Source organism: Methylotenera oryzisoli (assembly GCF_004661485.1).
Lineage (GTDB): Bacteria > Pseudomonadota > Gammaproteobacteria > Burkholderiales > Methylophilaceae > Methylotenera > Methylotenera oryzisoli.
The window spans coordinates 53921-72240 of the sequence record NZ_PQVH01000005.1; the positions used below are offsets into that span (position 1 = coordinate 53921).

An 18320-nucleotide genomic window follows, 5' to 3' on the forward strand; every position below is an offset into this window, starting at 1 on the left:
GTCTTTACTGCAAACGTACAGTGCCAGCCCAAAGAGGAACTTGCGAAGTTGATGGTAAAGAAATGAAAATTACTATCGGGCAAGCAGGCAACTAAGCTTCATTTCACTTAATGTATATTTATCCTGATTTGAAAGGATCATTGCTATGAAATCATTACCGATAATTTGGCAGAGACTAGTGAGCTCGAAAGGAAGGACGTGCGATCGCTGCAACGCCACCAATCTGGAAATGCAGCAAGCCATCAGTAAACTCCAGGAGGCACTTCGCCCCTTGGGTATTGAGCCAACCCTTGAGACCAGAGAGATAGACGAAGAATCATTCAAAGCCAACCCCTCTGAATCCAACCGCATTTGGATCGCGGGCAGGCCCATGGAAGAATGGCTTGGTGCAAGGGTCGGCAGCAGTCGTTGTTGTTCTGTTTGTGGTGAATCAGAGTGTCGAACGATAGAGGTAGAGGGAACTGCGTTCGAGGCCATTCCCGAGAAGCTCTTTCTCAAAGCTGCCTTGGTCGCTTCTGCTGAGTTGTTAGATCCCACCCCTGATGCGCCGGCGCGTTAATGTTCATTTTGCCTCGTCAACCATTTGAATGGTGGTCGCTTCAACTTCCTTGGCGACTTGAACCAGCCCTGCATCTTGCGATAGCGCCGAAATCATATCCGCCGGTCTAATCAGACCGATCTTGGTCTTGCCTTTCTCGGTAAATACCGAGATACGGCAGGGCAGTGCCATATTCAGGCGCATGTCGGTAGATAACACTTTTGATGCCTGTACCGGGTTGCAAACCTCGAACACTTTGCATTCCTCCCCAAAGGCAATCCCCTTGCTACGCAGAGCGTTACCCAAGTCGTGAACATGCAGCACGCCGAAAGCGTGACGCTTCACTGCAGATTCAAGGTCTGTAGCCGCTTGTTCGAAGGTTTTATCTGTTTCAACGATGTAGTACATGAAAACTCCTATTGTCCAAGACTGTTTGGTTAAATGGTTTCAGCAGGCACACTAAATATCCCCAATTGCAAATCGATCGGGCATGTTTAGTGTGCCTCCCTGTGTGGCGCAGCCTTAATTATCTTGAGGGTTGTCCCCACATTTCATGCTGATGCTGCATCATATGATCCATCATCATCTGCTGCATGGGCATGTAATGATCCATCATGTACTGGCGCTGCTTCATTTGCTCGGGGGTGAGGTTGGAATAATAGTCGTCCATGTCGTCCCATCCCATCATCATGTCGTGTCCCATTCCCATACAGCCATCAGGTCCCCACATGCCTTCCATCATATGCATGTTGTTCTGCATGGTCGACCAGTGCTCCTTGAGCAGTTTCTGCCGCTTCTGCGGATCCTGGGTCTGATGAATTTTGTCCATCTCTTGCTGCATCTTCTTCATGTTTTCCTGAATCTGCTTCATTTGCTTGTCGAACTCAGCCACATTAGGTGCATTTTGCTGAATTTGCGCACCGTTTTGGGGTGTCGTTTTTTCAGCCATTGCCGGGGTAGCCGAAAAAATGGCTGTAACCAATAGTGCTATCAAAGCAGTCCGTTTCATTCTGAATCTCCTTTAATCGGTATAAAACAAAGGGGAATGACTTCCCTATCTCCGTAACAACCGGAGTCCGTTTGCTACAACCAACAAACTGGCACCCATGTCGGCGAATACAGCCATCCACATAGTCGTCATTCCTACGAAAGTAAGCATAAAAAATACCAGCTTGATGCCGAGTGCGAGTGCGATGTTCTGTTTCAGTATCGCAGCTGTATCCCGAGACAAGCGCACGAAAGCTGGAATCTTGCGCAGGTCGTCATCCATCAACGCCACATCGGCGGTCTCAATGGCGGTATCGGTACCGGCGGCCCCCATGGCAAAGCCTATGTCGGCGCGTGCCAAGGCAGGCGCATCGTTGATGCCGTCGCCTACCATGCCGATCTTGCCGCCGTTTCCGTCTTTCAGGAGTTGCTCAATGGTTGTGAGCTTGTTCTCCGGCAGCTGGTTCCCTCTCGCTTCATCAATGCCGACCTCGCTTGCAATGGCTTCGGCAGTGTGCGCGTTGTCGCCAGTCAGCATCAGGGTTTTTACCCCGAGAGAATGCAGTTCTGCAATGGCTTGACGACTGGTATCCCGCACAGTATCGGCAACCGCGAAAATACCGAGCACCCCAGTCTGATTCGCCAATAGCACAGCCGTTTTACCCTGGCGCTCCAACGGCATGAGCTTGGCCTCGATGTCTGCGGAACACAAGCCCAGATCTTCAATCAGTTGATGGTTGCCGAGTTGGTAAGTATGACCATCAATACTGCCCTTCACCCCACGTCCTAGAATGGCGGCAAAGTCAGCAACATCAAGCAACACAATCCCCGACTCATTAGCTGCACGAGCAATGGCTAATGAAACCGGATGATCGGAGCGTGCCGCCAGACTTGCCGCCAGGGTGTGAATCTGAGTGACGTCATCACCAGTTAGTGCGATAAAGTCGGTCTGGGCAGGCTTCCCGTGGGTAATGGTGCCGGTCTTGTCGAGTGCGAGAGTCGTTAATTGATGTCCTTCCTCAAGATAGACACCGCCTTTGATCAATATGCCTTTGCGCGCAGCCGCAGCCAGCCCGCTGACAATGGTGACCGGCGTTGAAATCACCAATGCACACGGGCAGGCGATGACGAGCAGCACCAAGGCCTTGTAGATCCAGTCGAGCCATGATCCCCCATTGAGCAAAGGCGGCAGGATAGCGACCAGCAGTGCGATGGCAAATATGGATGGCGTGTAGATTTTGGCAAACTGGTCGACAAAACGTTGAGTGGGGGCACGGCTACCCTGAGCCGATTCTACGGCATGGATGATGCGGGACAGTGTGGAATGGCTCGCTTCTGCTGTTACACGGTATTCGAATGAGCCGGTTTCGTTGATGGTACCTGCGAAGACGACATCCCCCTCAGCCTTGTCCACGGGCATGCTTTCACCGGTGATTGGGGCCTGATTTACCGCCGACCGGCCGCTGGTCACAATGCCGTCAAGCGCTATCCGCTCTCCAGGACGCAGGCGTACCACCGCTCCAAGCGGCACTTCCTTGGCAGCCATGTCCAACCAATTGCCATCTTGCTGACGAACTGTCGCGGTTTCCGGAGCAAGTTCCATCAACCCGCGTATAGCGTTACGCGCACGGTCGAGGGACTTGGCTTCAATCAGTTCCGCCAGCGCAAAGAGAAACGTCACCATGGCCGCCTCTGGCCAGTGTCCGATAGCAACCGCGCCGGTTACCGCAATCGACATCAGGGCGTTTATGTTCAGATTGCCGTTTTTGAGCGCGACCCAGCCTTTCTTGTAGGTCGGCAGACCACCGGACAAAATCGCCAACAAAGCGAGCGCAATGATCGCCCACTCTTGCACGCCGGCAATCCAGCCCACGACTTCAGATAACGTAGCCGCGACCCCTGAAAATGCCAATGGCCACCAGTTGGTCTTGGAAACTGGTTCAATCTGTGGGGTTACAGCGGTTGCATTGCCCGATTCAATCTTCGCTTCGAAACCGATGGCTTGTAACGCCGTAACGATGTTATCCAAAACTTCCGGTGAGTGTGTAACGGTGAGGCGCCGCTGTATCAGATTGAAATCCAGCGCGGCTACACCGATCATCCCCGTCAGCTTGGCTCTGATGAGATTTTCTTCGGTCGGGCAATCCATGTCGTCAATACGAAAAACAGTCTTGCCTGCCCCATGATCAGGTCCGACCATCATTGAAGATGAGTCAGTCGCACAATCACACGTATTGGAATCGCAAACTTTCATATCAGTCTTATCATTTGTAGAGAAATATTTAAGCTACCCTGCAGCGGCTATAGAGTCAAGTGATTGTGATGATGGAGACCCAGACTTTCTGACAATGACATGAAAGTTGGGTAGTGAGCAAAACTAACGCGCGCAAAAATCGAGACAATTCGCAGCAGTAATTAATCGATGGTTACACAAAATTCAGAACCCCCTTGATATTGAACTGGAGCACCGAGCTTCTGCTGTTGGTATGGATAACTTTGTAACAGGTATTATCTACTTATACCACCCATTTTCCTTGAGTATTGATTATTGATATGTTAAATTTAACTTGTGAAGATATTATCTAAAATCCTTTTAATCTTATTCGTGTTGCAGTCTACATGGGCTGTTGCTGCTCAATATTGCCAGCACGAAGAAAGTCCGAAGGTTGAGCATATTGGTCACCATACGCATAAGCATACTTCTCAAAGTGCTGACAGTAATCATGTGACCGATCAAAAATCAAGCGACAGCTCTAAGTCAGGAGTTGATACTGATTGCCCTTTCTGTCACTTAAGCAGTATCAAATCAATGATTAGTAACTTGCCTGTGATTGATGCAGAAATCGAGTCTGTTGTAATAGTCGGTATTTATCGCAGCTATCCTGAAATTATTCCACTGAAGCCTGAACGACCCAACTGGAATCTTGCTGTTTAATTCAGCGAGATTTTGTCATCTTTAAATACTAGTTATTCTGTAGCAATTAACATTATCTCGCTGAATTCTGACCTTATTTTTAGGAGAATTCTATGCGTTTATGTTATTTGTTTTTATCATTTATTTTATTATCAATCCCGGTACTGGCGGCAAATGACGCTGCCCTACAACATGCCGAAAACCAAAATTTAACAGATCTTTCTCTTTCAGACTCACTTGATCTGGCATTGAAGGCAAATCCTGATATTGCCGTTGCCATACGCGAGCGAGAGGCTATAGATGGAGTAAAAGTACAAGCTGCCACTAGGCCCAATCCCTTTGTATCAACCTCTATTCAAGACACCCGAAGTGCTACACGGCAGATTTATCTTCAATTTAACCAAGAGATTGAGCTAGGAGATAAGCGTACAGCCAGGATGGAAGCTGCCGATGCTTTCTATAGCAAAGCAGATGCCGAGCTAGCCACTAAAAAAGCTGAAATTCACGCTAATGTGGTGTTGGCTTTTTATGAGTTACTGGTGGCACAAGAACGAGTGACACTTGCCAAGTCCTCAGTGGTAGTTGCCGAATCGGCACTTGATGCTGCTTCTAAGCGTGTCAAAGCTGGCAAAAGTTCACCCGTTGAGCAAACCAAATCAACTGTTGCTGCTGCATCCGCAAAAATTGAGCTGGTTCAAGCCATGACGCAATTAAACAATAGTCGCAAACGTTTAAGTGCTCTGTGGGGTGATAACGCACCTAGCTTCGAGCGTGCAACTGGTGAAGTTGCAACCATTCCTGAAATAAGCTCACTGAGTAACCTTCAATCATTAATAGATAGCGCTCCATCCGTCAAATTAGCCAAACTGGAAATTGATGCGCGAAAGGCAATGACTAGGATTGAGCGTAGCAGAGCCATCCCTAATATCACAATCAGTGCAGGGGTAGTGAATAACCAAGAGATTGGGCTTAATCAGGCCTTGTTTGGATTGTCCATTCCAATCCCAGTCTTTGATCGTAACCAAGGTAATGTTCAAGAGGCTGCCAGCCGCACATTTAAAGCTGAAGACGAACTGATTGCTGTAAAAAACAGAATTCAAACAAATCTGGCTACACAATATGAAAGACTAAATGCGGCCAGACAGGCAACTCTGTCGCTGCAAAGTGACATTCTACCCAATGCTCAAAGCGCGTTTGATGCTGCCAACAGAGGCTTTAGTTTGGGTAAGTTTAACTTTCTGGATGTGTTGGATGCTCAACGCACGCTATATCAAGCCAAATCTCAATATATCAACGCACTCTTGGAAGCACATCAATCGATTGCTGAAATAGAACGTACTCTTGGTGAAGTTGTAGAGCACCAAGCAACAAAGCCTTAAGGATAATTAATCATGAATTTTAATATCGATAAAAGCAGTAAAAAAAGCGGACAAATGATTGCAATTATCTTGGTCATCATTATTAGCGTTGTGTTAGGCGGCTTGATACTCAAGACCGAAAAGCCGAAAGCGATGACCGAAGAGCATGAGGAGCACGCTGAAGGCGAAGCGCACTCAGAACATGAAGAAGGCATGTCCGAAGAGTCATCAGGCCTTGATAAGCAAGCAATTGAAGCCCACGAAAAGCAGCATGCAGCGCAATCACCAGAAGTTTTAAAAGGACCGCATGGTGGAAAGCTTTTCGTAAAGGAAGGCTATGGTGTAGAGATTGCAATCTTTGAAGAGGATACACCACCAGAATTCAGGGTATATACCTACTTAAATGAAAAGCCTTTGGAACCAACCTTATCAAAAGTCAGTCTGGAGCTGGCGCGTCTAGGCAGAACCCCAGAAAAATTCAATTTTTTTAAAGAAAGCGATTATTTAAAAAGTAATGCGACGGTGATGGAGCCACATTCGTTCGATGTGCATCTCAATGCCGTTTACAACAACAAAAGTTATACGTTTGCTTACAAACAGGTTGAAGGCAGGATAACAATGTCTGATAAACAGATGACATTAAACGCCGTTGAAGTGCTAACCGCAGGTCCTGCCAAAATAAAAAGTACCTTGAAACTACAAGGTGAAATCAAGCTGAATGCTGACAAGAGTGTGCAGATTGTATCTAGAGTCGGCGGCATAGTAGAAAAAGTCAGCGTGAATGCTGGTGACAATGTACGTAAAGGTCAGGTGTTGGCGACAGTATCCAGCCAAGCAATTGCAGACATACGCAGCGACTTGCTGGCTGCTCAAAAAAGAGTAGGCCTTGCCCGCACTACTTACGAGCGTGAAAAACAGCTTTGGGAAGAGAAAATCTCTGCCCAGCAAGATTACTTGCAGGCACAAAATGATTTGCAAGAATCGGAAATCAACTTAAGCCGTATTCAACAAAAATTAGGTGCTTTAGGCGCTGGCACTAGTGGTGCGGGGCAAACTCGCTATGACATTCGCTCGCCAATTGACGGCGTGGTGACAGTAAAAAAAGTCAGTCAAGGTCAGGTGATAAGTGAAATCGACAGTTTGTTTGAAGTCTCTGACTTATCAACAGTTTGGGCGGAGATGACCATTTACGCCAAAGACATTAATACTGTGAAATCAGGTCAGCAAGTCACCGTTAAAGCGACCGCTTTTGATGCACATGCAGTTGGCAACATCGCTTACGTGAGTTCATTGGTTGGCGAGCAATCGCGGACTGCGATGGCAAGAGTGGTGCTCAATAATCCTGATAAAACTTGGCTACCTGGTCTGCCCGTTAATATCGAACTCACTTCAAGCGAAGCGGATGTGCCATTAGCGGTATCAGTTGAAGGGATTCAATCGTTAAATGAAGAAACCGTCGTATTCGGTCGCTATGGCAACTATTTTGAGGCTAGACCGGTCACGCTCGGTCGCAGAGATGACAAGTATGTGGAAGTGCTAGAGGGATTAAATGCGGGGGAAAAATACGCAGCAGGGAACAGCTATTTGATTAAGGCTGATATTGGTAAAGCAGGAGCAAGTCATGAGCACTAATGCATGGATTTTGAAATCAGCTGATCTACCAAAGGAGCAATCAAATGTTTGAGAAGATTATTCGATTTGCAATTGAGCAACGATGGTTAACATTAACCATGGTGCTAGCTATTGCCGTATTAGGCATGTTCAGTTATCAAAAACTACCGATTGATGCTGTGCCAGATATTACTAATATTCAGGTTCAAATTAACACCTCAGCGCCCGGCTATGCACCATTAGAGACTGAGCAACGCATTACATATCCTATCGAGACAGTGATGGCCGGCATCCCCAAGCTGGAGCAGACCAGATCTATTTCTCGCTATGGACTATCTCAGGTAACGGTTATTTTTGAGGAAGGGACAGATATTTTCTTTGCAAGGCAATTGGTGAACGAGCGTATTCAGCAAGCTAAGGAAAAACTACCTGCTGGCATTCTTCCTGAGATGGGCCCTACCTCAACTGGTCTTGGTGAAATTTTTATGTGGACAGTTGAAGCGAAAGAAGGCGCTCTAAAGCCCGACAAAACACCTTACACGCCAATGGATTTAAGAGAGGTGCAAGATTGGATTGTTAAGCCTCAGTTGCGTAACGTACCAGGTGTCAATGAAATTAACACGATTGGCGGCAATGTTAAGCAATATCAGGTCGCACCATCCGCAGAAAAACTGACAGCAAGAGGATTGTCTATCGATGATTTGGTCACTGCACTAGAAAATAATAATGCCAATATGGGGGCTGGCTTTATCGAAAAATCAGGTGAACAGTATTTGATTCGCGTGCCTGGCCAAGTAAAAGATATGGTGGATATCAGTAATATAGTGGTCAGTGCTAAAAATGGCGTACCCATCCGCGTTTCAGATGTAGCAGAAGTGATTATTGGCAGTGAGGCACGTAGCGGAGCCGCAACTGAAAACAGCCAAGAAGTGGTGCTGGGCACAGTTTTCATGCTGATGGGTGAAAATAGCCGTACCGTGTCTGCTGCAGTTGAAAAAAAACTGGCAGAAATTAATAAATCATTGCCTGCTGGCATTGTTGCTAAAACGGTTTACGACAGAACCATCCTCATTGATAAGGCAATCAACACAGTTAAGAAAAACCTGCTAGAAGGCGCACTTTTAGTGATTGCCATTCTGTTTATTTTTCTAGGCAATATTCGCGCGGCCATTATCACAATGCTGGTCATTCCATTATCTATGCTATTTACTTTCACTGGCATGGCCACTGCAAAAGTAAGTGCAAACCTAATGAGTTTAGGTGCATTGGATTTCGGTATTATCATTGATGGTGCAGTTGTGATTGTAGAAAACTGCATGCGCAGACTTGCGCATGCGCAAGCCACAATAGGCAGGCCACTGACACGTTCAGAACGCTTTTCGGAAGTTTTTGAGGCGGCTAAAGAAGCAAGAAAGCCGCTAATCTACGGCCAACTTATCATCATGGTCGTTTACCTGCCCATTTTTGCTTTAACTGGTGTAGAAGGCAAAATGTTTCACCCTATGGCGTTAACTGTGGTGATCGCCTTGATAGGTGCTATGTTGTTTTCCGTCACCTTTATTCCTGCTGCGGTTGCACTGTTCATCAATGGAAAAGTGGATGAAAAAGAGCAGTATTTAATTCGCTTGGCTAAGCGTGGATATCAACCAATTTATAACAAAGTAATGAACAACGGTGCATTGGTGTTAACGCTTGCGATTGCTTCGGTTGTGCTTAGTGGCTTATTGACTACCCGCATGGGAAGCGAGTTTGTGCCAAGTCTAAACGAAGGTGATATTGCCCTCCATGCTTTGCGTATACCTGGAACTAGTCTTTCTCAGGCGGTGGAGATGCAAAAAGAACTTGAGCACACGGTTAAATCATTTCCTCAAGTAGATAGAATTTTTGCCAAAATCGGTACAGCGGAAATTGCCTCGGACCCTATGCCACCCAATGTAGCCGACAACTACATTATGCTGAAACCAAAATCAGAATGGCCAGACCCCAACTTAAGCAAAAATGAATTAACTGCGCAAATTCAAAAAGCAGTGAGCACTGTGCCTGGTAATAACTATGAGTTTACGCAACCCATTCAGATGCGTTTCAACGAGTTAATCTCAGGCGTGCGTAGTGATGTAGCGGTGAAAATCTTTGGCGATGATATGGAGGTAATGAACAACAAAGCCAAAGAAATTTCTGAGGTGTTGTCCAAAATTCAAGGTGGTGAAGACATTAAAGTCGAGCAGACTACAGGTTTGCCGATTCTCACAGTCAATATCGACCGCCAAAAAATAGCAAGGCTTGGCGTCAATGTATCCCAAGTGCAAGACGCTATTTCTACCGCGATGAATGGCAAAGAAACTGGGACGGTTTTTCAAGGGGATCGCAGATTTGATATTGTTGTAAGGTTGCCAGAAGAACTGAGAACGGATATGGATAGCTTTAAGCGCTTACCCATCAAAATAGCCAACGATAGCGGTATTCCTGTTTACTTACAGCTTGGTGAAGTGGCTTCCATTGATATTGCTCCTGGCCCTAATCAATTTAGCCGTGAAAATGGCAAGCGTAACGTAGTTGTCACAGCTAACGTCAGAGACCGTGATATTGGCTCGTATGTTGCAGAGGCGCAGCAACGTATCCAAGAGGAGGTTAAGATTCCTGCTGGGTATTGGATTAACTGGGGCGGCACTTTTGAGCAGCTGCAATCAGCCAGTCAGCGCTTAAAAATAGTGGTGCCCATCTCACTTCTACTCGTTTTCATCTTGCTATATATGATGTTCAACAACCTAAAAGACGGATTGATTGTTTTTACTGGGATTCCATTTGCCTTAACTGGCGGTGTTCTCGCTTTATATTTACGTGATATTCCACTTTCAATATCTGCTGGGGTCGGGTTTATTGCGTTATCTGGTGTTGCAGTCTTAAACGGTCTAGTCATGATTACTTTTATCAGAGGCCTGATCGCAGAAGGCAAGCCGTTGGACATTGCGATTCAAGAAGGCAGTATGAATAGACTACGCCCTATTTTAATCACCGCACTCGTTGCCTCGTTAGGCTTTTTGCCAATGGCTATCGCAACGGGCACAGGGGCTGAGGTGCAGCGGCCGCTTGCTACAGTAGTGATTGGGGGTATCTTGTCGTCTACGATGCTGACATTACTGGTATTGCCGTTGTTGTATCGAATGGTTAATCAGCCCAAATCCAAATCAAACTCAATAACAATGGTTGGAGAAAACGCATGAGTGCAGAACATAACCACGCATTACCAAATACCCAAAATGAGAAAGTGTTATGGATAGCCTTTGCATTAACCACAACATTTCTCATTGCCGAGGCTCTTGCAGGGTTTATATTGAACAGTCTTGCACTGCTATCAGATGCAGCACATATGTTTACCGACTCAGCCGCGTTAGGCATAGCCCTAGCTGCCGTCAGAATAGCAAAAAAACCTGCAGATCAATACAGGACGTACGGCTATCACAGGTTTGAGATATTAGCGGCTACCTTTAATGCATTGCTGCTTTTTGGTGTTGCAATTTACATTTTGTATGAGGCATGGCAACGTTTTCAAAGCCCTGTTGCGGTGCAATCAGTCGGCATGATGGTGGTTGCTAGCTTAGGTCTTGTGATCAATTTTACCAGTATCAGATTGTTAAGCGCTGGTAAGGACAGCAGCTTGAATCTTAAAGGGGCTTACTTAGAAGTGTGGAGTGATTTGGTTGGGTCTGTCGGCGTTATTGTTGGCGGCATTGTCATCTATTTTACTGGTTGGGCTTGGGTGGATACCATCGTTGCTGTTGGCATTGGCTTATGGGTGCTGCCGAGGACATGGATATTACTTAAAGAAAGTTTGAATCTACTTTTGGAAGGCGTTCCACTTGGTATTGATATAGAGGAAGTGGAAAAAGAAATATTAAGTCAAAAAGGTGTTGTGAGCTTACATGACTTGCATTTATGGGCAATTACAAGCGGTAAAAATAGCCTCACAGCGCATATTCTGATGGATGGAACAGTCGAATCGACTACGCTTATAAACGCTATTCAATCTAGCCTTTCTGATAAGTTTGCTATTACACACACCACATTGCAATGCGAAACTAAATTATGCGATCAGGCTGAAAAATGCGTATTCATTGATGGGTCAAATACACTTCAGCAGCATTCCCACAATCACTAACCTAACTAATGATTAATTTAAAGGATATGAGATGGACTGGAACGCAGAGTTTATTTTATCGGTTCGCATTATTTACGCCGCAATATTAGGCGGACTAATCGGATGGGAGCGAGAAAATCATAATCGCGATGCAGGTGTTCGCACCTATATGGCTGTAGCGGTTGGCGCATGTGCGTTTAGCATTATCTCTAATCATGTACCCGGAGAGACAACGCGCATAGCTTCACAAGTTGTCACAGGTATGGGCTTTATTGGTGCAGGTGTAATTTTACAGGTAAAAGGAAGAGTTCAAGGCTTAACTACTGCGGCAACATTATGGGCTACTGCTGCAGTTGGGATGGCAAGTGCATATGGCATGTATTTACTTTCTGGACTTACAGCCTTATTAATCCTTGGTACGCTAGGTTTACATCACATACCAGGCTGGGCTCGGCTTGTCAAAAAACATCATGTTCGTTCCGAGGAAAGGGAGTCCAATGAGTAATTTTATAGTGGATCATTTCAAAGATGTCGCCAAACTCATCACAGAGTCAGCAATTAGTTTACAGGTTCCTATTTCTGAGGCGATAGCACTTTTCACCCTTTCGTTAAAGCATGGAAATAAAATACTCGCCTGTGGTAATGGTGGTTCTGCTGCTGATGCTCAGCATTTCACATCAGAACTCATGGGAAGGTTTGAGAAAGAGCGCGGACCTTTACCTGCAGTGGCACTAAATACTGACACCTCACTATTGACTGCAGTAGCCAACGACTATCACTTTAAGCAGGTGTTTGCACGACAAGTTTATGGCCTCGGCCGTGCAGGTGATGTATTACTTGCTATTTCGACATCTGGCAATTCAAGCAATATTATTGCTGCCGTAGAAGCTGCCCATAAATTGGAAATTTCTGTTGTCATGCTTACTGGACGCGATGGTGGAATACTATCAAAAACCTTAAATCCGAATGATATTTTGATTAATGTTGCTCATTCACGTACTGCGTTTATTCAAGAAGTACATGCGATTGTCATTCATTGCTTGTGTGAGGGTGTTGACAATCATCTGATACAGCTCGATTAGTCTGAGTATTGATTGTCACTATGTTCTCCACTCCAAATATACGTCTAGTATTAATCGTCTCCGTATTCATCTTGGTTACTGGAAACTTCGCCCTATTTCATCGACTAACTGAAATATACCCATTTGTTGAAAAATGGCCTTTCGTAATAGCACTCATGGGATTTTTTTCTTTTTCGACCATGCTATTTTTAATCTGGACTTGTTTTGGCAAATTCAGTAAATGGGTTCTCACAACTTTTCTAGTCACTTCTGCATTTGCTGCCTATTATATGGATCAGTTTGGTGTAGTGATTGATCGAGACATGATCGCTAACATGATGGAAACCAATCCACAAGAATTTGCAGGGCTTGTTAGTATTAAGCTGGTTGTTCACGTACTATTAATCGGTATTATTCCATCAATGCTTGTTTTTAAATTTGCTCCAATGTCCACTAGTTTTGGCAGTGGGTTAAAAGTTAGACTACGTTTAACGGCACTTTTAATAGTGCTATGTATTCTCAGTATATCGCTCTTTACAGCAGACTTTGCCAGTTTTGTTCGAGAGCATAAAATCACTCGTATGTATGCTAACCCCTTAGGGTTTACCTACTCGCTAATCTCCTATGGTAAAACGCAATTTAAACGCCAACCTGTTTATGTTTTAAAGCATACGGCGGCGGATGCGAAGAAATTATTTCATATAGGTAATAAAAAATTAATCATTTTAGTTGTTGGAGAAACTGCAAGATCAGATCGATTCTCGCTTAATGGCTACAATAAGGAAACAACCCCAGAACTTAAGAAGCTGAATGTGGTAAGTTTTAAAAACGTCACATCCTGTGGTACTGCAACGAAGATTTCACTGCCATGTATGTTTTCTAATTTAGGGCGTTCCAATTACGATGAGAATCAAGCCTTTCAACAAGAAAATGCATTGGATGTACTTTCTGAATATGGGGTAAAAGTGCTATGGAGAGAGAACAACTCAGACTCTAAAGGAGTTGCTACAAGGATTCCTTACCAGTATTTTAAAAGTCCGACCTTGAATCCTGTTTGCGATGAGGAATGTAGAGATATTGGAATGTTAAGTGGACTAGATCAATATATTAAATCGCACGAAGGCAAAGACATTTTAATTGTGTTGCATCAGATGGGTAACCATGGCCCAGAATATTACAGACGTTACCCTGAAAATTTCAGGCGGTTTCAACCAATGTGTATGACAGGTGAGTTAGGCGATTGCACGAAACAGGAAGTCGATAATGCCTATGACAATGCTATTTTATATACAGATTATTTTTTGGCAAATGTCATCAAATTCCTTAAGCGGTATGATGAAACATATTCTACTGCCATGCTTTATGTTGCAGATCATGGGGAGTCGCTGGGGGAACGTGGCATTTACCTCCATGCAGCCCCTTATGTGATTGCGCCAAAAGTACAAACGCACATTCCTGTCATTATCTGGACTGGAAAATATTTTGATTATCAAATTGAAGACATTCAACCCTGGCAAGATTTTCCATTTAGTCATGATGATTTATTTTGCACGCTGCTTATCGCAAATGATATATATAGTAATAAAACGTGTGGTAGCAAAGAAACATGGTTTCTTAAGAATAAAAACTTGAAATTTAAAGATACGAAGTAATTTATGAAAAAATTCCACATTATTATTTTACTTTTAATGCTGACTGAGTATGTAAAAGCCAGTGAAGACAATACATTTTATGATCAGTTAAATGTTGGTGGGTTTTCTAGCGCTGCGATTACATTACATCGCGATGCAAAAGCCGAGGCTGCAATAAATGAACTAAATCTTTTATTATCATGGAATAATCATAGTAGGCTAAGTTTTTTTAGTGAATTGGAAATCGAGAGGCCTTTAGCGTGGAACGATAATGAGCGCTATAGTCGCAAGGAAAGTAAACTTGATTTAGAGCGGCTCTATTTTGATTACAACTTATCAGAGGTAGTAAATTTTAGATTTGGTCGTTTCCTTACCCCGAATAGCCGTTGGAATTTATTCCGAGCACCTCCATTAATGTGGACAAATTCAAGACCGTTAGCAACTAGTCGATTATTTCCTATCGCCACTAATGGAATTACGCTACATGGTGCCTTGCCATTTAAAAATGTTGAACTTGAATATAAGTTATTTACAGAGTTGTTAGAGGATCAACAGCAGGATAATAATGAATTACAATTTGAACATGTAAGAGGTGCTAGATTCAGTGTTAAAAGTGATTCAGATATTGGCATTTCTATACTGTCTTTTAGCGAACGAGATGCCTTTAATGGTCTTTCTGGCGCGAGTTATCGAATGTTAGGTTTAGATTTCGTTACCAATTTATATGAAACAGAAATAAGTGGAGAGGTTTTTCAGCGTTTTACTTCAAAAGGAAAAGAGGGAGGAAGCGGTGCTTATATCCAAACAGCTGTTCCTATTAAGGGTAATTGGTATTGGATTACAAGGCTAGAGTCGCTCAATCGTCCAAATGAAGGTGTGAGTTCAACCGGTCGATGCAACACATGTTTTGAATCTTTCTGCTGGGGTCTCGTAATTTAATGTTTTACGAGGTCTCTCATTTAACTGTCTAGCCACTGCACTTAGTTTAGCTTGTGAGTGTACCGATAAGTCAGTGCCTTTTGGAAAGTACTGCCTTAACAAGCGGTTTGTATTTTCATTACTGCCACGCTGCCATGGACTGTTTGGATCGCAAAAGTACACGTCAATATTCGTCTCCACTTTAAACCGACGATGATCTGCAAACTCCGTACCTCTGTCCAGAGTTAATGATTTATATAACTCATTTGGGACTTTCTTTGCTTGCTTGATTAAAGCAGATACAACGCTTTCGGATTTTCTGTCTTTAATTTTAGCTAACATTACAAATCGTGAATGACGCTCAACCAATGTAACGATGTAGCTGTTTTTAGACCCTGCTATCAAGTCACCCTCCCAATGTCCTGGTATAGCACGATCCTCTATAGAGGCTGGACGTTCACTAATCGAAACTGTATCAGTAATTTGCCCAAGTCCATTTCCTTTTAAGCTCGAATGCTTGGACCTACGCATAATACGTTTCGTCCTCAGGTATTGAATTAACTCCTTCTTCAATACACCGCGAGTCTGAACATACAAGCTACGATAGATGGTTTCATGTGACACTTGGTTATGCTCTTCTGTAGGAAACTCTCTTTTCAACCAACCAGCAATCTGCTGCGGTGACCAGTTTAATTGTAGCTTACATGTGATGGCTTTTATTAAACCTTGATTACATGATAGTTTGCAAAGCTTTGGACGTTTCGAACGATCCCAGGCAGCTTGGTCTGCATGTGTTGCGCGATATTGCTGGCAACCTTCATTTCGCTTTATTTCACGGCTAATGGTAGATGGAGAGCGTCCAAGTCGATGGGCAATCGAACGAAACGATTCTTGAATTGCCACACCTCTGGAAATTTCTTCGCGCTCTGAAAGCGATAATGCTAGATGTGATCTTACTCTTTGAGGGGGTCTAATCCCGCCCGTCACAGATAATATACCAGCTATTGAAGAGTGATTTCTGTCAAATATCCGCGCTATATCGTGTAATGAGTCACCTTTTTCCCACCGATCCCACATGATGGCTTTTTGTTCATCACTGTAATAAATTCTTGGTCTCTGTTTCATTTTTCAACACCTCATTCTTTTGTATAAGAATAACGTGTTGCATCGACCGGTTGAACTCACAGCCCAAAGCGGACGTTCAATGTCTGAATTAAGCTGTGCCGCGAAGCGGCGTCACGCATGAAGGAATCGTCATGTGCTACTGAACAACTTCTATACTAACGTTTATCACACCAGAAGATGGGTTGCCAATACTAATAAATGCAGATTTTGAAAGATCAATAACTCGGCCTTTTGCGAATTGGCCACGATCATTTACTTTTACAACGACGCTTTTGCCATTATTCTTGTTCGTTACCTTTACGCTTGAACCGAAAGGGATTTTGTTATGAGCCGCTGTTTTTAAACTATGGTTATACCGCTCTCCGCTAGCAGTTTTTCGATTCTGAAATTTATCAGCGTAGAAAGAAGCTTCTCCCGATTCGGTATGTCCTATCCAATTGTCGCGACCACCACTTGGAATGCTGCTACAACCGGACAAAGCCAGTAAAAATGCGAATATCAATAACGTTTTCAAAATGAGTTCCAATTATCATTTCTATTTTTTATCATACATAGTACGTTCAAGTAATTGCAAAGAGTTTTTTTAAGCGTAAAATTGATCCGTGAAGTCCAAAATAATTAAATTCATTACGCTATTCATTATGCTGATATGCCTCCCTGTAGAAGGCATGGCAGCAGTAGCTATGCCTAATTGTCAGATGCATGATACCCAGCAAATGCAGGTGAATGCTGACATGAGCAATATGGATGATATGGCTCACTGCGATCACCATGACAGTGCAAAACCAGCTAAAAATGTAACATGTGACAAATGCCTGCCCTGCCATTTAAGCGTAGCACAGGCAATTATTCCATTTAACACCCCTCTGGAATTTAGTGGTGCATTACCTATGTACTCCACCGATATATCTGAAGTTCCGGATACCGTTCCACCCTCACTTTTTCATCCCCCCAGACAAACCTTCGCATAGTGCCGAAGGTCGTCTTGTTTTAAACGGCTCTCGAACTCAGATGCTTATCTGAGTACTTGATCGTACCCAACACACTTCTATTTCTTCGGCACGTATTCCCGGCGGTGGTTTTATATCCGTTCGAGGTCTAGCGTATGGCTGTTTACGCCTATACATAACCGCGCACGACTGCTGAACCACCTCTATGCAATTGCAGTGACTATAAATTGTCTAGGAGTATTTATCATGAAGAATCAAACCATTTACAAAATGATTGCAACACTTGCTGTCTGTAGCATCAGCTTTCTATCTGTGTCCGCGATTGCTGCGCAGGATGAATTTCAAAGGCAGATGACTCAAAAAGTTATGCAAGCCAAGCAGAAGCTTAAAGCAGCTGAGGCCGCCAAAGGCGATGAGCGTAAAAAACTTATGGGCGAACACATGAAAATGATGCATGACAACATGGGCAAAATGCAGGCTATGAAACCGAAGTCAGGCATGACCATGCAGGAACATGAAGAATGGATGAGCGAGCATCAGAAACTCATGGATGAAATGATGAGCCAGATGATGGACGAGCATCACATGATGATGAATATGGGTGGCATGTCTAAAGGGTCAGGTGAAATGGACTGTATGTCCAAAGGAACTGACAATACACACAAGCATTAATTTGTGAATCGGGCGGGCAACGTCCCGCCCAGATTCAATCAAACATTAAAGGATCAAAGAAATGAAAAAGTTATTAATTTGTATGTTCGTTGCGGTATTGAGTATCGCTGCTGCTCCAGTCTACGCCAACGATGCACACCATCAGGCTACAGATAATCAAAAGAGTTATTCAGCAAAAGGTGAAGTCGTTGCCATGGACAGTGCATTAAGCAAGGTTAAATTGAAGCATGACGCTGTTCCGGAGCTTAAATGGCCTGGTATGACCATGTTTTTTAACGTTGCTGGCAAGGCTCTGCTGGACACAGTAAAGATTGGTGATCAGGTTGAATTCGAGTTCGTTAAAGTCGACGGCGGCAGCCCATTGATTACAAAAATAACACCGGTTAAATAAGGCATCTGGGCTGGCCGCATCTAAACGAG

At 44.1% G+C, this 18320-nt stretch carries 18 protein-coding genes; 13 read left to right on the forward strand and 5 right to left on the reverse strand.

Features of this window, described 5'->3' with window-relative positions; all coding sequences use genetic code 11:
* Positions 1 to 145: 145 nt before the first annotated feature.
* On the forward strand, positions 146 to 559 hold the full coding sequence (locus C3Y98_RS02580) for a DUF2703 domain-containing protein (RefSeq protein WP_019898838.1): 414 nt from the start codon (positions 146 to 148) through the stop codon (positions 557 to 559).
* 3 nt (positions 560 to 562) lie between these two features.
* On the opposite strand, the gene C3Y98_RS02585 is transcribed toward C3Y98_RS02580, so the two are convergent.
* From C3Y98_RS02585 to C3Y98_RS02595, 3 genes are all read right to left on the reverse strand, one after another.
* Positions 563 to 946 (reverse strand): DUF302 domain-containing protein, encoded by a 384-nt coding sequence (locus tag C3Y98_RS02585; RefSeq protein WP_135276567.1) that lies wholly within the window; start codon positions 944 to 946, stop codon positions 563 to 565.
* A 118-nt stretch (positions 947 to 1064) separates the two neighbouring features.
* Entirely contained in the window at positions 1065 to 1547 is a 483-nt protein-coding gene (locus tag C3Y98_RS02590) for a hypothetical protein (RefSeq protein WP_019898842.1), read from the reverse strand.
* A 45-nt stretch (positions 1548 to 1592) separates the two neighbouring features.
* The gene (locus C3Y98_RS02595; protein WP_245234296.1) at positions 1593 to 3728 is read right to left on the reverse strand and encodes a heavy metal translocating P-type ATPase; all 2136 of its coding nucleotides are present in this window, start codon (positions 3726 to 3728) and stop codon (positions 1593 to 1595) included.
* A gap of 402 nt (positions 3729 to 4130) precedes the next feature.
* Between C3Y98_RS02595 and C3Y98_RS02600 the strand changes: the two genes are divergently transcribed.
* The 9 genes from C3Y98_RS02600 (at position 4131) to C3Y98_RS02640 (ending at position 15174) form a co-directional block, all read left to right on the forward strand.
* A complete protein-coding gene (locus C3Y98_RS02600; protein WP_019898845.1) occupies positions 4131 to 4460 on the forward strand; it encodes a hypothetical protein in 330 nt (109 codons plus the stop codon).
* Positions 4461 to 4552: 92 nt separating this feature from the next.
* Positions 4553 to 5818: a TolC family protein gene (locus C3Y98_RS02605; protein WP_019898846.1), complete on the forward strand. Its 1266-nt coding sequence runs from the start codon at positions 4553 to 4555 to the stop codon at positions 5816 to 5818.
* Positions 5819 to 5830: 12 nt separating this feature from the next.
* Positions 5831 to 7429 (forward strand): efflux RND transporter periplasmic adaptor subunit, encoded by a 1599-nt coding sequence (locus tag C3Y98_RS02610; protein ID WP_135276569.1) that lies wholly within the window; start codon positions 5831 to 5833, stop codon positions 7427 to 7429.
* A 44-nt stretch (positions 7430 to 7473) separates the two neighbouring features.
* Positions 7474 to 10629, forward strand: a complete 3156-nt coding sequence (locus C3Y98_RS02615; protein ID WP_135276570.1) for an efflux RND transporter permease subunit — start codon at positions 7474 to 7476, stop codon at positions 10627 to 10629.
* Entirely contained in the window at positions 10626 to 11564 is a 939-nt protein-coding gene (locus C3Y98_RS02620) for a cation diffusion facilitator family transporter (protein ID WP_135276571.1), read from the forward strand. Before C3Y98_RS02615 ends, C3Y98_RS02620 begins: the two co-directional genes overlap by 4 nt.
* 31 nt (positions 11565 to 11595) lie before the next feature.
* Positions 11596 to 12048 carry an MgtC/SapB family protein gene (locus C3Y98_RS02625; protein WP_019898850.1) on the forward strand — a complete coding sequence of 151 codons (453 nt, stop codon included), beginning with the start codon at positions 11596 to 11598 and terminating at the stop codon, positions 12046 to 12048.
* Positions 12041 to 12625 (forward strand): SIS domain-containing protein, encoded by a 585-nt coding sequence (locus C3Y98_RS02630; RefSeq protein ID WP_019898851.1) that lies wholly within the window; start codon positions 12041 to 12043, stop codon positions 12623 to 12625. The genes C3Y98_RS02625 and C3Y98_RS02630 overlap by 8 nt, the downstream gene beginning before the upstream one ends.
* A 20-nt stretch (positions 12626 to 12645) precedes the next feature.
* Positions 12646 to 14256, forward strand: a complete 1611-nt coding sequence (locus tag C3Y98_RS02635) for a phosphoethanolamine transferase (RefSeq protein WP_019898852.1) — start codon at positions 12646 to 12648, stop codon at positions 14254 to 14256.
* A gap of 3 nt (positions 14257 to 14259) precedes the next feature.
* Entirely contained in the window at positions 14260 to 15174 is a 915-nt protein-coding gene (locus C3Y98_RS02640; RefSeq protein ID WP_135276572.1) for a hypothetical protein, read from the forward strand.
* Here C3Y98_RS02640 and C3Y98_RS02645 read toward each other — a convergent pair.
* Together C3Y98_RS02645 and C3Y98_RS02650 are read right to left on the reverse strand one after the other, a co-directional pair.
* Entirely contained in the window at positions 15118 to 16278 is a 1161-nt protein-coding gene (locus C3Y98_RS02645; protein WP_135276573.1) for an IS30 family transposase, read from the reverse strand. The genes C3Y98_RS02640 and C3Y98_RS02645 overlap by 57 nt on opposite strands.
* Positions 16279 to 16414: 136 nt before the next feature.
* A complete protein-coding gene (locus C3Y98_RS02650) occupies positions 16415 to 16792 on the reverse strand; it encodes a septal ring lytic transglycosylase RlpA family protein (protein ID WP_135276574.1) in 378 nt (125 codons plus the stop codon).
* A gap of 88 nt (positions 16793 to 16880) precedes the next feature.
* On the opposite strand from C3Y98_RS02650, the gene C3Y98_RS02655 reads away from it, so the two are divergent.
* The 3 genes from C3Y98_RS02655 to C3Y98_RS02665 all read left to right on the forward strand — a co-directional run bounded on the left by C3Y98_RS02655 (position 16881) and on the right by C3Y98_RS02665 (position 18291).
* Positions 16881 to 17249 carry a hypothetical protein gene (locus tag C3Y98_RS02655; protein ID WP_135276575.1) on the forward strand — a complete coding sequence of 123 codons (369 nt, stop codon included), beginning with the start codon at positions 16881 to 16883 and terminating at the stop codon, positions 17247 to 17249.
* Between the two features lie 225 nt (positions 17250 to 17474).
* Entirely contained in the window at positions 17475 to 17900 is a 426-nt protein-coding gene (locus tag C3Y98_RS02660; RefSeq protein ID WP_019896654.1) for a hypothetical protein, read from the forward strand.
* A gap of 61 nt (positions 17901 to 17961) precedes the next feature.
* Positions 17962 to 18291, forward strand: coding sequence for a copper-binding protein (locus C3Y98_RS02665; protein ID WP_135276576.1), 330 nt, complete (start codon positions 17962 to 17964; stop codon positions 18289 to 18291).
* Positions 18292 to 18320: the final 29 nt, after the last annotated feature.

What these genes read in the sequence shown, in the direction of transcription:
- C3Y98_RS02595 (WP_245234296.1), bottom strand. Translation starts at nt 3,728, where the DNA reads ATGATGGTCGGACCTGATCATGGGGCAGGCAAGACTGTTTTTCGTATT.
- C3Y98_RS02610 (WP_135276569.1), top strand. Translation starts at nt 5,831, where the DNA reads ATGAATTTTAATATCGATAAAAGCAGTAAAAAAAGCGGACAAATGATT.
- C3Y98_RS02585 (WP_135276567.1), bottom strand. Translation starts at nt 946, where the DNA reads ATGTACTACATCGTTGAAACAGATAAAACCTTCGAACAAGCGGCTACA.
- C3Y98_RS02625 (WP_019898850.1), top strand. Translation starts at nt 11,596, where the DNA reads ATGGACTGGAACGCAGAGTTTATTTTATCGGTTCGCATTATTTACGCC.
- C3Y98_RS02615 (WP_135276570.1), top strand. Translation starts at nt 7,474, where the DNA reads ATGTTTGAGAAGATTATTCGATTTGCAATTGAGCAACGATGGTTAACA.
- C3Y98_RS02635 (WP_019898852.1), top strand. Translation starts at nt 12,646, where the DNA reads ATGTTCTCCACTCCAAATATACGTCTAGTATTAATCGTCTCCGTATTC.
- C3Y98_RS02665 (WP_135276576.1), top strand. Translation starts at nt 17,962, where the DNA reads ATGAAAAAGTTATTAATTTGTATGTTCGTTGCGGTATTGAGTATCGCT.
- C3Y98_RS02645 (WP_135276573.1), bottom strand. Translation starts at nt 16,278, where the DNA reads ATGAAACAGAGACCAAGAATTTATTACAGTGATGAACAAAAAGCCATC.
- C3Y98_RS02620 (WP_135276571.1), top strand. Translation starts at nt 10,626, where the DNA reads ATGAGTGCAGAACATAACCACGCATTACCAAATACCCAAAATGAGAAA.
- C3Y98_RS02660 (WP_019896654.1), top strand. Translation starts at nt 17,475, where the DNA reads ATGAAGAATCAAACCATTTACAAAATGATTGCAACACTTGCTGTCTGT.
- C3Y98_RS02580 (WP_019898838.1), top strand. Translation starts at nt 146, where the DNA reads ATGAAATCATTACCGATAATTTGGCAGAGACTAGTGAGCTCGAAAGGA.
- C3Y98_RS02640 (WP_135276572.1), top strand. Translation starts at nt 14,260, where the DNA reads ATGAAAAAATTCCACATTATTATTTTACTTTTAATGCTGACTGAGTAT.
- C3Y98_RS02630 (WP_019898851.1), top strand. Translation starts at nt 12,041, where the DNA reads ATGAGTAATTTTATAGTGGATCATTTCAAAGATGTCGCCAAACTCATC.
- C3Y98_RS02605 (WP_019898846.1), top strand. Translation starts at nt 4,553, where the DNA reads ATGCGTTTATGTTATTTGTTTTTATCATTTATTTTATTATCAATCCCG.
- C3Y98_RS02590 (WP_019898842.1), bottom strand. Translation starts at nt 1,547, where the DNA reads ATGAAACGGACTGCTTTGATAGCACTATTGGTTACAGCCATTTTTTCG.